Origin of the sequence: Bacillus sp. 3103sda1 (assembly GCF_024159135.1) — a bacterium.
Lineage (GTDB): Bacteria > Bacillota > Bacilli > Bacillales > Bacillaceae_G > Bacillus_A > Bacillus_A rhizoplanae.
Genome location: NZ_JAMYWS010000001.1, coordinates 3,564,823 through 3,579,119, shown reverse-complemented (window position 1 = coordinate 3,579,119; position 14,297 = coordinate 3,564,823). Strand labels below are relative to the sequence as shown.

General features: G+C 36.1%; 15 protein-coding genes and 2 riboswitches. Of the genes, 11 read left to right on the top strand and 4 right to left on the bottom strand.

Annotated elements, in window-relative coordinates; translation table 11 throughout:
* The first annotated feature begins 98 nt into the window (after nt 1-98).
* The 7 genes from phoU (at nt 99) to NKR74_RS17940 (ending at nt 6,911) form a co-directional block, all read left to right on the top strand.
* A complete protein-coding gene (gene phoU / locus NKR74_RS17970; protein WP_098307776.1) occupies nt 99-755 on the top strand; it encodes a phosphate signaling complex protein PhoU in 657 nt (218 codons plus the stop codon).
* Between the two features lie 310 nt (nt 756-1,065).
* A complete protein-coding gene (locus NKR74_RS17965) occupies nt 1,066-2,256 on the top strand; it encodes a glycosyltransferase family 4 protein (protein WP_176524546.1) in 1,191 nt (396 codons plus the stop codon).
* A 6-nt stretch (nt 2,257-2,262) separates the two neighbouring features.
* Entirely contained in the window at nt 2,263-4,620 is a 2,358-nt protein-coding gene (locus NKR74_RS17960; protein WP_253631178.1) for a sugar phosphate nucleotidyltransferase, read from the top strand.
* Between the two features lie 70 nt (nt 4,621-4,690).
* A complete protein-coding gene (rpmG, locus tag NKR74_RS17955; protein ID WP_012095458.1) occupies nt 4,691-4,840 on the top strand; it encodes a 50S ribosomal protein L33 in 150 nt (49 codons plus the stop codon).
* Between the two features lie 50 nt (nt 4,841-4,890).
* Nucleotides 4,891-5,469 carry a 5-formyltetrahydrofolate cyclo-ligase gene (locus tag NKR74_RS17950; protein ID WP_098307772.1) on the top strand — a complete coding sequence of 193 codons (579 nt, stop codon included), beginning with the start codon at nt 4,891-4,893 and terminating at the stop codon, nt 5,467-5,469.
* Between the two features lie 102 nt (nt 5,470-5,571).
* Nucleotides 5,572-5,766, top strand: a complete 195-nt coding sequence (locus tag NKR74_RS17945) for a YqgQ family protein (protein ID WP_141524992.1) — start codon at nt 5,572-5,574, stop codon at nt 5,764-5,766.
* 167 nt (nt 5,767-5,933) lie between these two features.
* Nucleotides 5,934-6,911, top strand: a complete 978-nt coding sequence (locus NKR74_RS17940; RefSeq protein ID WP_098307768.1) for an ROK family glucokinase — start codon at nt 5,934-5,936, stop codon at nt 6,909-6,911.
* Between the two features lie 135 nt (nt 6,912-7,046).
* On the opposite strand, the gene NKR74_RS17935 is transcribed toward NKR74_RS17940, so the two are convergent.
* A complete protein-coding gene (locus NKR74_RS17935; protein ID WP_098307766.1) occupies nt 7,047-7,220 on the bottom strand; it encodes a DUF2759 domain-containing protein in 174 nt (57 codons plus the stop codon).
* A gap of 162 nt (nt 7,221-7,382) precedes the next feature.
* Here NKR74_RS17935 and NKR74_RS17930 point away from each other — a divergent pair, with 162 nt between their 5' ends.
* Both NKR74_RS17930 and NKR74_RS17925 read left to right on the top strand, forming a co-directional pair.
* Entirely contained in the window at nt 7,383-8,012 is a 630-nt protein-coding gene (locus NKR74_RS17930) for an MBL fold metallo-hydrolase (protein ID WP_098307764.1), read from the top strand.
* An 11-nt stretch (nt 8,013-8,023) separates the two neighbouring features.
* Nucleotides 8,024-9,139 carry a class I SAM-dependent methyltransferase gene (locus NKR74_RS17925; RefSeq protein ID WP_253630414.1) on the top strand — a complete coding sequence of 372 codons (1,116 nt, stop codon included), beginning with the start codon at nt 8,024-8,026 and terminating at the stop codon, nt 9,137-9,139.
* Nucleotides 9,140-9,297: 158 nt separating this feature from the next.
* On the opposite strand, the gene NKR74_RS17920 is transcribed toward NKR74_RS17925, so the two are convergent.
* Nucleotides 9,298-9,588, bottom strand: a complete 291-nt coding sequence (locus NKR74_RS17920; protein WP_000894376.1) for an ArsR/SmtB family transcription factor — start codon at nt 9,586-9,588, stop codon at nt 9,298-9,300.
* 354 nt (nt 9,589-9,942) lie between these two features.
* Between NKR74_RS17920 and NKR74_RS17915 the strand changes: the two genes are divergently transcribed.
* Together NKR74_RS17915 and NKR74_RS17910 are read left to right on the top strand one after the other, a co-directional pair.
* Nucleotides 9,943-10,788 carry an MBL fold metallo-hydrolase gene (locus NKR74_RS17915; RefSeq protein ID WP_253630413.1) on the top strand — a complete coding sequence of 282 codons (846 nt, stop codon included), beginning with the start codon at nt 9,943-9,945 and terminating at the stop codon, nt 10,786-10,788.
* Nucleotides 10,789-10,885: 97 nt separating this feature from the next.
* Nucleotides 10,886-11,266, top strand: coding sequence for a GNAT family N-acetyltransferase (locus tag NKR74_RS17910; protein ID WP_253631177.1), 381 nt, complete (start codon nt 10,886-10,888; stop codon nt 11,264-11,266).
* A gap of 242 nt (nt 11,267-11,508) precedes the next feature.
* On the opposite strand, the gene metC is transcribed toward NKR74_RS17910, so the two are convergent.
* Together metC and NKR74_RS17900 are read right to left on the bottom strand one after the other, a co-directional pair.
* A complete protein-coding gene (metC, locus tag NKR74_RS17905; protein ID WP_253630412.1) occupies nt 11,509-12,672 on the bottom strand; it encodes a cystathionine beta-lyase in 1,164 nt (387 codons plus the stop codon).
* A complete protein-coding gene (locus NKR74_RS17900) occupies nt 12,669-13,781 on the bottom strand; it encodes a methionine biosynthesis PLP-dependent protein (protein ID WP_253630411.1) in 1,113 nt (370 codons plus the stop codon). Before NKR74_RS17900 ends, metC begins: the two co-directional genes overlap by 4 nt.
* Before the next feature lie 73 nt (nt 13,782-13,854).
* Nucleotides 13,855-13,974, bottom strand: a riboswitch (SAM riboswitch).
* Between the two features lie 201 nt (nt 13,975-14,175).
* Nucleotides 14,176-14,286, top strand: a riboswitch (SAM riboswitch).
* The last annotated feature ends 11 nt before the right edge of the window (nt 14,287-14,297 follow it).

Here is a 14,297-nt window from a genome sequence, read left to right as displayed (position 1 = left end):
CTGTTTGAGAGAGAAACGTATGTTCTTATCAATTGGAATATTTCGGTGAGAGCTTCATCTTATATTGGAGCACGTGTAACGAATAAAGGGGGACCAACATGGTACGCGAACAATTTCAGTATGATTTGCAAGCATTACAGCAAAAAATTATTGAACTAGGTGAATTAGCAAAACAAGCTCTTGAAATTGCAATGGAAGGATTGCGCACAAGAGATGTAGAGAAGGCGCTTGAGGTAATCGATGGTGATTATCGTATGGATAATTTGGAAGAAGAAATTAATGACTTTGCATTAATGTTGATTACGAAACAACAACCTGTTGCTAGTGATTTACGAAGAATTTTTATTTCTATTAAAACTGCAACAGATTTAGAACGTATTGCAGATCACGCGGTAAATATTGCTAAGTCAACAATCCGTCTTGGTGAAAAAGAAGTATCTGTATCATTACAAAACCTTGAAAATATGTTCGGAATTGCAATAGATATGCTGCAAAATGTGATTCAAGCTTATAGAGAAGAAAACTTAACATATGCGAAAAAGATTGCTGAGATGGATGATGAAGTTGATGAACTTTATGGGAAAGCAATTCGTGAGTTTATTTCTTCTATTCCAGATCAGCCAGAGACGATTGGACAAATTACACAGCTGTCGTTTATTGCACGTTATATTGAACGAGTGGCTGATCATAGTACAAACATTGCAGAAAATGTATTTTATCTTGTAAAAGGGAAGCATTATTTATTAAATGAATAAAAATTGTTAAAAGAGAGGGATGCAAAGTGTTCCTCTCTTTTTTTAGTCAAAATATGACAAAAAAGGATTATTGTTACTTGCTTGTTGCGGTGGTAAGATGGATTATAATGCAATAAAAAGAAAACGCTTACTTTTTCGTGGGACGAAAGTTTCACTTTACCCCGCTCAAACGGTTGGTAAGAAGTATAAGCAAGAAGAAAATCAAACCATCCGTAAGAGCCCGATTGGTTCAACTAACCTTTCATGAAAAAAAACGTTCATGAAAGGAAGTTTCACTTTATTCTTCTACGTGAAGAGAAAAGAGGGATGTATGGAGCCTTTGCATATTTTAATGTTGGCATGGGAATATCCCCCGATGATGGTAGGAGGCCTTGGAAGACATGTGTATGAATTATCCCGTGCTCTTGCACATAATGGACATTATGTGCATGTAGTAACGGTACACGAAGAGCATTGCACGACATATGAAAAGGTACATGATGTACATGTGCATCGTGTGTCAGTTGATGATCGTGAAAAGTATCATTTTTATGAGTGGATTGCTCAGTTAAACAAGTCTATGTTTGCTTATACACAGGAACTGTGTAAATGTTATACGTTTGATGTGATTCATGCTCATGATTGGCTTGTTGCTATTTGTGCGATGGAACTGCAAAAACAGCAACATTTGTCTCTCGTTACAACCATTCATGCAACGGAACGTGGACGTAATGGTGGAATTTATACATCACTGCAATGGCAAATACATATGCATGAAAAAGAGCTAGTAAAAGAATCTAACATTGTGATTGTTTGTAGTCAGTTTATGAAAGATGAGGTTGTACGAGATTTGGAAGTAAATGGTGAGGGTGTTTTTGTACATCCAAATGGGATTGACCGTCATTTCTTTCATGCTGTTACGCCTTCATTAGAAATTACGAGGCGTTATAATTTAGCAGAAAGATTGGTTATATTTTCAATTGGTCGTATTGTCAATGAGAAGGGTTTTTATACGATTATTGAAGCTGCGCCGCAGATTATTAAGCTATACCCACAGGTTATATTTATTATTGCAGGCCAAGGGCCCATGTTAGAGCAGTACCGTGCAGTTGTTCAAGGAAGAGGACTGCAACACTCTATCTTTTTTCTCGGTCATATTACAGAGGAAGAACAACGAGCTTTTCTCCAAAGGTGTGATGTATTATTAATTCCAAGTTTGTATGAACCTTTTGGGATTGTTGCATTAGAGGGGATGCTTGCAAAGAGACCAGTTTTGGTTTCGCGTGTGGGTGGCCTGCAAGAGATTATTATAGATGGTGTGAATGGGTTTCAAATGGAATCAGGTTGTTCGCAAAATTTGAGTGAGAAATTAATATTTATTATAGAACAACGAGAATTTGCTCAGTGCGTGGCAAATAAAGGATATGAAGATGTTCTTGTTCACTATAGTTGGGGTGAAATTGCAAGAGCAACCGCACACACGTATGAAAAAGCAGTTCAACATCATAAATGTGGAGGTTGAATGCCAATGAAGGGGGTTATTTTAGCAGGAGGGAAAGGGACGCGTTTACGTCCGTTAACATGTAACCTTCCCAAGCCCATGTTGCCTCTACTACAAAAGCCAGTGATGGAATATAGTATTGAACTATTGAAAGAGCATGGTATTCGAGAAATTGCTATTACTGTTCAATATATGAGTTCCGTTATTCAAAATTATTTTGGTGATGGTAGTAAATGGGGAGTAAAGCTCTATTATTTTGAAGACACTCCTCCTCTTGGTACGGCGGGGAGTGTAAAACAAGCAGAGAAGTTTTTAGATGAGCCATTTGTTGTGATTAGCGGAGATGCGCTAACAGATTTTCAGCTGTCAAAAGGGATTGATTTTCATGACAGTCATAACGGAATAGTTACAATGTTTGTAAAAGAAGTAGCTAATCCGTTATCGTATGGATTAGTTGTAACAAATCAGCGTCATGAAGTTATTAAATATATTGAAAAGCCAAGCTGGAACGAAGTAATTTCCAATACAGTAAACACTGGTATTTATATTATGAACCCCGAGATTTTTTCTTATATTACACCTCATACGTTTTTTGATTTTAGTCATCATGTATTTCCTTTATTGGAAAACAAAGAAGCCATGTATGGATATGTAGCGGATGGATATTGGCTTGATATTGGAACATTTGCTCAATATCGTCAGGCGCAATTTGACTTGCTTACAAAGAAAGTTCATGTACCTATTCCATATACAGAAGTGTTGCCAATGGTATGGATTGGCGAAGATGTGACAATTGAAAAAGGAACAAAGATCCACGGTCCTGCTTTTATTGGTGAAGGAACAACAATACAAACAGGAGCTGTTATTGAGCCGTATTCTATTATCGGTAAGCATAGCATGATTTCTGCATATACTCGTCTTCAAAAAAGTATTTTACTCCCCCATACGTACATAGGAAAGCAATGTGAGTTGCTTGGAACAACAGTTGGGGCAAGTACAATTATTGAAGATGGAGTTACTTTATTTGAAAAGAGTGTTGTGGCTGATCAATGTCGAATTGGACGGAATGTAGTGATCAAGGCGAAGGGAAAAGTATGGCCAGAGAAAGTGGTTGAAAACAGTACAATTATTGCTTCATCTGGAATTAGAGAGCATGAAAATATTTCGTGTTTTCTGCAGAAAAGTCGTATGTGTGGAAGAAGTAATTTAGATATTACACCGCAAGTTGTTGTGAAATTGGCAATGGCATACGGTTCTTTATTAGAAGAAGGAGGAAATTTGCTGATTGGCAGCAGTGCACATGCAGAAGTAGAAATGTTTAAACATATTTTTTTACATGCTGTTCATACAGTGGGATTGCATACAATGGAATGCCAAGAAATAAATGAGTCTTGTTTTCGATATGCGGTCGGGCAAACAAATGTCATTGGCGGTGTGTATTTTTATAAGGGGCAAGATGAGAAACTAGTCATTCAATTTTATAATGAAGAAGGAACGGGATTAACATATAAAAAGCAAAAAGAAATAGAAAATTTGTATATGGCGGAGTCATTTCGATATGTCGATTGTAAAAAAATCGGTAATAACGAAGTCATACATGTTTGTTCAAAAATGTATATTGAATCTGCTCTGCAATTAATAGATGTACCAGCTATAAAAAAACAAACATTCCATCTTCTTATAAATAAGTGCGATGAAATGTTTCAGTCTTTGTTACTATCTTTTTTACAGAAAATTGGCTGCACAGTAACGTGGATATATGCGGCTGAGAAAAAAGAGCATATTAAGTCATTAATGAAATCGAGTCAAGCAGATATGGCTATTATGTTTCGGGAACAGGGAAATACATTTGAGTTATATGATTCTTATGGGAATATTTACAAAAATACAAATTGTGAGGAGATTGATATTCCAAATTTATTATTTGAAAAAGATGAATGTGTCTATCCATTACCATTAAAGTTAGGAGAATGTTATCTTCTTTTTTATATGCAGAATGAAAATAAGCAATTATTTCAAATGAGATGGCAGCAAGATATTTTATTTCGAATTGGTAAATTATTGGAGTTAATTGTTCTTCAAGGGAAGACACTTCCGGCAATGTTAGAGCAATATCCACCACTTTACTTATTATGTGACGAGGTAGTTTGTTCGTGGAATGAGAAAGGAAAAGTGTTAGGGATGTTGCTTAGAGACATGGCACAGCGGGAGTTTGAGGTATTAGAGGGAATTAAGTTTACACATGCGGAAGAAGAGTGGTCCTATGTTGTTTCTGATGTAAATCAACCGAAATTTCTTGTGTATTCTCAAGCAAGAAATCCAGTCATAGCAAAGGAAAATATGAATACTCTTATAGAAAAAATTAGACAATATCAAAAGGTGTAGAATTTTTATTTTAAAAGTGGTATTATAGTATAGTCTGATTTAAGTTATTAGTGACTGGAGGGAAATAAGAATGCGTGTAAATATTACTCTAGCATGTACAGAATGCGGAGATCGTAACTATATCTCAAAGAAAAACAAACGTAACAACGCTGAGCGTCTTGAGCTTAAAAAATATTGCAAGCGTGACAAGAAGTCTACGTTACACCGCGAAACAAAGTAAGCAGTAGGATATTTTCCTACTGTTTCTTTTGTATATAGGGGGAATTTATGATGAAGGAAGAGAAAAAAAGATTACGAAAAGAAATATTGCAGCGTATGAATGCTTTATCGGAAGAACAGTATACGACTTTATCAGCAAAAATTGTGGATTCTTTATATAAACAACGAGAATGGATTGAGGCAAAAACAATCGGGATTACACTTTCTATGGAACGTGAAGTAAATACATATGCAATTATTGAAAAGGCATGGGAAGAAGGGAAAGCAATTGTTGTCCCAAAATGTAATCGTGAAACGAGAACAATGACATTCCGCCAAATTACGAATTTTGAACAATTAGAAACGGTTTATATGAATTTACGAGAGCCAGATCCGTCTATAACAGAAGAGGTATCAGCAGAGGAGATTGATTTACTTCTCGTGCCAGGTGTTGCGTTTACGCGAAAAGGAGAGCGGGTAGGATATGGCGGAGGATATTATGATCGTTATCTTGTGAACTATAAAGAGAAAACGCTATCATTAGTTTTTGATTTTCAAATTGTCTCTCATATCCCAGTTGAACCGTTTGATAAAACTGTACAAAAAATTATTACAGAAAAAGAAACAATCTCTATTTTGGAACTTACATAGGTCAATTATAAATTGACGATTCTTTTTCATGTTTATTATAATAAAATATGTGAACGTTTTCTTATTATGTTTTTATAGTAAGTGGACATAGAGGGTGAAAGAATGATATCTGTTTATGATATTCAACAATTATTAAAGAAATTTGGAACGATTATTTATACAGGAGACCGTGTTGCGGACTTACAATTAATGGGCGATGAGCTTCGTGAATTATATAAATCACAGCTGATTGAGCCAAAAGATTATCAAACTGCCTTATTTTTATTAAAGCAGGAAATTCAAAAAGAGATAAAGTGAAATTGCCATCAGTGGGGGGGGTATCCCCCCACTGATGGCTAGTTGAACCAATCGGGCGCATGTCAGCAGTTATTCCCCATCTATCTTCTTTGTTTCCTCAGAATCTTGAGGTGGGGGTCTTATTGGCCGCGATTAGCTGAAGAAATCGATGAAGGAAGGATAGTAAAATGGAAGAGAAATGGTTGGTTGGTGTTGATCTTGGTGGAACAACAATTAAGTTAGCGTTTATTAACATTTACGGTGAGTTTTTACATAAATGGGAGATTCCGACAAATATAAGTGAACAGGGAAAACATATTACACTTGATATTGCGAAAGCAATTGATAAAAAGTTAGAAGAATTAGGTGAGTTAAAAAGCAAATTAATCGGAATTGGGATGGGTGCCCCAGGACCTGTTCATGTTGCTTCTGGAATGATTTATGAAGCAGTAAACTTAGGATGGAAAAACTATCCTCTTAAAGATTTATTAGAAGTAGAAACTGGTTTACCAGTTGTCGTTGATAATGATGCTAACATTGCAGCACTTGGAGAAATGTGGAAAGGTGCTGGAGAAGGTTCAAAGGATATTGTTTGTATGACACTTGGAACAGGTGTTGGTGGCGGTGTCATCACAAATGGTGAAATCGTACATGGTGTAAGCGGAGCAGCTGGTGAAATTGGTCATATTACAGTTGTAACAGAAAATGGTTTTGCTTGTAATTGCGGGAAATCAGGATGCTTAGAAACGGTTTCTTCAGCAACTGGTATTGTACGCATTGCGATGCAAAAAATGCAGGAAACAGATGAAGCAAGTGTACTACGTTCGATGCTAGAACAAGAAGGAAGCATTACATCGAAAGACGTGTTTGATGCACTTGCACAAGGTGATATATTAGCAGCGAAAATAGTAGACAAAGTTGCTTCTTATTTAGGATTAGCGGTGGCAAACCTTTCTAGTACATTAAATCCAGAAAAAATTGTTATTGGTGGTGGCGTATCAAAAGCAGGTGATGCATTGCTGCAACCAATTCAACGCTATTTCGAAAGATATGCATTTCCACGTGCTGTTAAAAGCACAAAACTAGCAATTGCGGCACTTGGAAATGATGCTGGAGTAATCGGCGGTGCTTGGCTTGTGAAAAAGTATATTTATGAAGCAAAGTAAAGTGAATCTTTATATGTGTTGAAGGTTAACAAATGAATAATCTTTTGCGAGCATAATAAGAAAAAGGAAGGGGGATCCCTTCCTTTTTGCATATGCTAGAAGTCATGATGTATGTAGAGAGTTTAGACAAGTTGCTTAATGTGTTGGTGGATAGCCATTATTTATAAAGGTCATGACTGTAAACCAACCGAAAACAAGTACAGTTGCAACGGAAAAACCTCCAGCAAGAAGGTTCTTATCTCGCAACGTTTTAAGAGAAGAGTATACACCTAACAGAGTGACTAACGCAAAAATAATAACAAGACCCATACATATCCCCCTCTACTCTCTCATTTTTGCTTGAGTTTTTGTAATATTTTTTCATTTTTATTGTACATGTTTTCCATATTGTTGTCGAGGTATCGTTTCTTTTCTTATGAGAAGAAAATGTTGTATGATGAAAATGAGTGTAACGACTGGAGGAGATTAAGAGTGAATTGGATTCAGATGCCGTTAGGCACACTGCAAACAAATGCGTATATTTTAAGTAATGATCAAAAAGAATGTATTATTTTTGATCCAGGTAGTGAAGGAGAAAAACTTGTAAATTATGTAAAGAAAGAACAGTTAAAGCCGTTAGCTATTTTATTAACACACGCACATTTCGATCACATTGGTGCGGTAGATGAAGTACGTACTGCTTTTCAAATTCCGGTTTATGTTCATCAAGAGGAGGCTGATTGGCTAGGAGATGCTACTTGTAATGGCTCGCAAATTTTTATGATGAATCGTAGTATTACGGCAAAACCTGCGGACCACATCATCGAGGAAGAAGGAGTATTAACAATTGGTTCGTTTTCATTTGATATGTATGAAACACCAGGTCATTCACCAGGAAGTATTTCGTACTATTGCAAAGAAGCAAATGCTGTATTCTCCGGAGATGTTTTATTTCAAATGAGCATTGGCCGTACTGATTTGCCAGGAGGCAGTTTCCAAGAATTAATCATGAGTATTGAAGAGAAGTTATTTGTACTGCCGGATGATACAAAAGTGTTATGTGGACATGGCCCAGAAACAACAATTGGTTTTGAAAAAGAAAATAATCCATTTTTACAATAAGGGGTACGAGGATGGAACACGTTCTAAAACAAGCAATGGAAAAAGAAATAGATCAGTCTATTTCTTATAGTACATATATGAGCCTTGCATTATATGACGTAAACAATGGCTATTATATGAAAGAACGTGAAAAAATCGGAAGGCAAGGAGATTTTTTTACAAGCAGTAATGTGTCTTCTGTTTATGCAAAAACATTTGCTCATTTTTTTATTCAGCTTGTGAAATCAGAAGTTGTTTCACCGCATATATGTGAAATTGGTGGGGGAACAGGAAGATTTGCGTATGACATGTTACAAGAGTGGCAAACGATATCTCCTGATACGTTTGAAAATATGCAATACTCAATTATAGAGGTGAGTCCGTTTCATAGAGAGTTGCAGAAACAACAACTTATTTCTTTTTCAAATGTTTCGCAATATGCATCCTATGAGGAATTGGGAGCTTCCTTTACAGGAATTGTTTTTTCAAATGAGTTGTTTGACGCGTTTCCTGTAGAAGTGATAGAGAAACGAGAAAGAATGTTATATGAAGTACGTGTAAAGTATAACAGTGAAGGTAGACTTGTTGAAGTATTGCGACCGCTGGATAGTGAAAGTGTTATAAAGTATTTGCAAAGACATCAAATTTCACTATATGAAGGACAACGATTTGAAGTACCGTTACAAATGAATGATTATGTAAAACAGCTGACAAGTTGGCTGCAAGAAGGATTGCTTATAACGATAGATTATGGTTATACAAATGAAGAATGGGCGCATCCAGCTCATCGTGAAGGAAGCCTGCGAAGCTATTATAGGCATCAAATGATTCCTGATCCTCTTCAATTTCCAGGAGAGATGGATATAACAACTCATATTCATTGGGATGCCTTGAAGACAGTTGGAGAAGAGAAAGGATTACAAACAGTATGGCATACGAAGCAAAGAGAATTTTTGCTAGCTGCAGGTATTTTAGAACAGCTTGTAAATCATGAAGATCGTAATCCGTTTTCTGATAAGCAAAAGAAAAATCGTGCGATTCGTTCTATGATTTTACAAGGTGGTATAGGTGATGCTTTTGATGTTGTGATTCAGCAAAAGGGGATTTCGTGTTTAAACTTAGAGCATTATCTACATATTTTTTCATAAGACAAGGCGCAGAGTAAAACTCTGCGCCTTGTTTTGTAGGTTAATACGACGTTTTGTTTAGGATTATGTAGTATTTATATTTTTTCTCATGATATATATTTATATTAAAGATATGAGATTAAAAATATACAATACACCCTGTTTTTATTTAAATACTCCTAACCTAGTAATACGCGAACTAATTGAATAATCGTTTCATTTTCTACTTTGTAGTAAATTTCTAGCCCTTTTCTTTCGCTCGAAACAATCTTAGCGCTTTTTAATTTTGCTAAATGTTGGGAAATTGTAGATTGGGGCATGTTTAAACCTGTATACATTGTAGAAACGTTACTTGGACCTCGTTCAATTAATCCTTTTACAATACATAAACGAACTGGATGAGCAAGTACTTTTAATAATTCCGCATTATTTTCGTACAATTCTAATTCCTTTTGAAAGGTTTCTAACATATTCTTTTCCACCTCCATGCGTGCTGTTATACCATAATATACATAACAAAATTTTAAAGCAATGAAAACAGTTGTTGCAAAAAAAATGCCCTAAAGTAAAGAAACTGTAAGAAAAGAGAACATGGTGTAAATAAATTAGATAATTTTGGACGTTTTTCCAATGAGGTAAATCAAGGTTTGTAGATTGAAATAACGGATATTTTTGTTCTTAATAAAAAACATTTTCATTTATGTCACAATTTTACCATATTTTATTTTTCTTTCAATAATATAATTGAAAATTTTTGGAATAATTAGAAAAGGAGTTATATATATCAATCTAGAAATTAATAAGGATGGAAAGAAGGGATAGTCATGAGGATAGAATTTTTAGGAACAGGCGGAGCCACACCGATTCCGAGACCAGGGAGTTATAGCAAAGTAAGCAAAGAGGCGAGGGAAAAAGGTTTACCATATAGTAGAATGGGACCAAGTGTTTTTATTCACGATCTTCATTTATTAATTGATACACCAGAAGAAATACGATTGCAATTAGAGAGATCTCACATTTCAAAAGTAGAAGCCGGGATTTACTCACATTGGCATCCTGATCATACGATGGGCCGGAGAATTTGGGAAACGATGGCGTTTGAAACGAACAAAGCTTGGGCTACTACTGTGTATGTACCAGAGCAAGTAGCAGAAGATATGAAAAAATTTCTAGGATCGTGGGATCATCTGCAATTTATGCAGCAACAAGGATGGATTGATTTAATCGTATTACGAGATGAGCAATCTTTCGTGAAAAATAAAGTGAAAGTTACTCCGTTTCGTTTACATGAACAATATGTGTATGCGTTTTTATTAGAAGAAAAAGAAAAGCGGATATTGATTGCAATGGATGAATTATATAAATGGGAACCACCCGCTCACCTAATTGGTAATTTAGATGTAGCTATTTTGCCGATGGGAATCGTCGAGTTTGATTGGAAGAAGAAAGAGCAAATAAGAGACCGTGCTTTTATTGAACGTATACGCGAGGCGACGTTTGAAGATACGCTAGAAGTAGCGAAGCAATTACAAGCAAAACATACAATCATTACGCACATTGAAGAAGTAGATAATCTTGGATATGACGAACTGAAAGAAATCGAAGCTGAATTGCGGGCAGAAGGTATGAATATAACGTTTGCTTACGATACGATGCAGATTGAAGTGTAATCATTTTAGAAGTGATATGATATTCGGGATGGGAAACAGAAAAGCGGAAATTTTCACGCGAATATTCCGATAAGGGAATCAAGAAGATAGTGATTATATTAGACGAAAAGTTATAGAATATAATGCTTCACAACTGCCAGATGAAATAAAAACTTCTCTTGAAAATGTAAGCTTTATGGTAAAAGATGAAGAGGGAAATATAGTAGGTGGCATAACAGGAACAATATTTTGGCATCACATGCATATTGATTTCCTTTGGATAGAAGACAAATTACGTCATCAAGGATATGGGACTAAATTACTACATAAGATTGAGGAGATTGCAAAAGAAAAGAAATGTAGACTCATTATGCTTGATACTTTTAGTTTTCAAGCCCCTGAATTCTATAAGAGACATGGCTATAAGGAATTCGGTCTCCTTAAGGATCACCCGAAAGGATTCAGCCAACACTTTTTAGAAAAAAGGTTAGAAGTGTAACTTCCGATAACGAGAGATATGTGAAAAAAGTTCCTTCAATCTTCTGAAGGAACTTTTTGAGTTTTTGAGATACAGTGCCTGTCGATCCAATATGGTAATTTTACCAGAATCTCATATGAAACAATTTTTAGTCTATAGCTATTTTTTCACAGACCAATATTTGATTTTATAGTTTAAAACATTTTTTATGAAGCATGAAGGCCTTTTGTATAATCACTATTAATATTTATATAGGTTTCTCATTAAGAAATAACAGCCTCTCCTACATACGTAAGTGCATACTCAAAATCTGCAATTAAATCATCTGCATTTTCTAATCCAACAGATAAGCGCAGTAGTGAATTTGAAATACCGCGTTTTTCGCGTTCTTCTTGTGACATAGCAGCGTGCGACATTTTTGCCGGATACGAAAGAATCGATTCAACAGCACCTAAACTAACGGCGAATACCGGAAGCTGAATATGTGCTAGAAATTGGCGTAGTGCATTTTCAGATTCTAGTGTAAAGGAAAGAACTGCTCCTGCTGATTTTGCCTGAGCGTGCTGCGTTTCATATCCGGCGTGGGACGGTAATCCAGGATAGTAGATATCTTTAATTTTTGGATGCCTTTGCAAATAATCTGCAATTTTTTCAGCGCTTCGAGAAGAGTGTTCTAAGCGAACGTGCAATGTTTTTAAGCCGCGAAGGACGAGGGAACAATCTTGCGGTCCTAATATAGCTCCGAAAGAATTTTGTAAAAAGCCAACTTTCCTTGCAAGTTCTTCATCTTTTACGACTGCCAATCCGGCGGTAACATCGCTATGACCTGCAAGAAATTTTGTTGCACTATGGAGAACAATATCAGCCCCAAGTTCTAACGGTTGTTGAAATAGTGGTGTTAAAAATGTATTATCAACAAAAGTGAGCGCTCCAACAGATTTGGCAAGCTCACAAACAGCTTTAATATCTGTCACTTTTAATAATGGATTTGATGGCGTTTCAACATAAAAAACTTTTGTATTCGGCTGAATCTTTCGTTCTACTTCTTCTAAATTTGTCATGTCAACGAATGTGTGAGAAACGCCGTAACGAGAGAGAACCTCAGTTACAATTCGATATGTGCCCCCGTATACGTCTTCAGAAATAAGGACATGATCTCCTTGTGATAAAAGAAGAAAAGTTGTTGAAATAGCAGCCATACCAGATGAGAAGGCAAACCCTTTACTTCCCCCTTCTAGTAAAGCAATCATCTCCTCAAGAGCTTCGCGCGTTGGATTTCCAGAGCGACTATAATCATATTTTCCAAATGTATCTACATCAAATTGATGAAACGTGGATGTGTTATAAACAGGAACATTGACAGCTCCAGTTTGTTTGTCATGCTTAAAACGATTATGGAGTAAAAGTGTATCTATGGAATAACTCATATTCTCACTCCTTCTTTTACTTGTTTGAGTGCTTGCTGTAAGTCTTGAATTAAATCATCTTGATTCTCAATTCCTACGGAAAAACGGAGAAGACGATTACAAACGCCGCGGGCAGTGCGAATATCTTCTGGTATATCAGCATGTGTTTGTGTTGCTGGGTATGTAATGAAGCTTTCTACGCCGCCAAGACTTTCTGCAAACGTAATAAGAGAAAGAGATTGTAAGAACGGATCAATCCATGCTTCTTTTTTCAGTTTAAAAGAGATCATACCGCCTTTTCCTGGATAAAACACATCGGTTATAGATTCTTCCCCTTGTAAATAGGCAACAATTGCTTTTGCGTTTTCTTCATGCTGCCTCATACGAAGCGCTAATGTTTTCATGCCGCGTATTAAAAGCCAAGAATCAAATGGGCTTAATACAGCTCCAGATGCATTATGATAGTGAGCGAGTTCCTGACATAACTTTGCACCTTTAGCAACGACAAGTCCGCTTAATACATCGTTATGACCACCTAAATATTTTGTAGCACTATGCAGGACAATGTCAGCTCCGGTTGTTAATGGTTGTTGTAAATACGGTGTGTAGAATGTGTTATCAACAATAAGTAGCAAGTTATGACGTTTTGCAACGGTAGCAACTGCTGCGATGTCCGTTACTTGCATAAGCGGGTTTGTTGGTGTTTCTATGAAAATTGCTTTTGTATTTGGTGAAATTGCTTTTTCAATTTCTTGTATATGCTGCGTATCTACGTATCTACATCGAACATCCCATTTTTGTTCGTGCTCTGTAAATAAACGATATGTTCCGCCGTATAAATCTTCAGATACAATAAGTTCGTCACCAGATCGGAATAGTGAAAGGACAAGAAGAACAGCAGCCATTCCTGAGCTACAGGCATAGCCTTGTTCTCCTTGCTCTAAGTCAGTGATTGCGCGCTCTAATAGAAGACGTGTTGGGTTTCCTGTTCGGGAATAATCAAACCCTGTTGACCTTCCAATTCCTTCGTGGCGGTACGCAGTGGAGAAGTAAACGGGTGGATTGACTGCTCCTGTTGTTGTTTCACTGCGATTTCCAATTTGGGCAAGCTTCGTTTCAATTGTAGACATAATAGAATTCCTCCTTATACAAAATAAAAAAGCCTTCTAAGAAGAAGGCTTATATATGACGAATATAGTCTTCTTCTTATCTATCAAATCATTTCTCAATTTGCTGGAATTAGCACCTTATTAACAAATAAAAAGCTTGTTAATGGTTGCTGAGGCGTCAATGGGCCAGTCCCTCGACCTCTCTCGATAAGAATTCGAAATATGAAGTTTTTTATTATGTTTTTTACTTTACAACAAATTTAGAAAGAAGTGCAACTATATTTTGAATAATTTTATTTTTCTTTATTTTCGTTGACTTTCTCACTTCAACATGCTAAATTAATGAAAAAATTAACAAAGATTGTTAATGAGTGAACGGATGATGTTTACTTTTAGCATTCACAATAGAATGAAACTCTTATCAAGAGTGGTGGAGGGAAAGGCCCTGTGAAACCCAGCAACCTTCAAACAACATGTTTGAGACGGTGCTAAGACCTGCAGAACAAATTGTTCTGAATGATAAGAGGAGGATGAAAT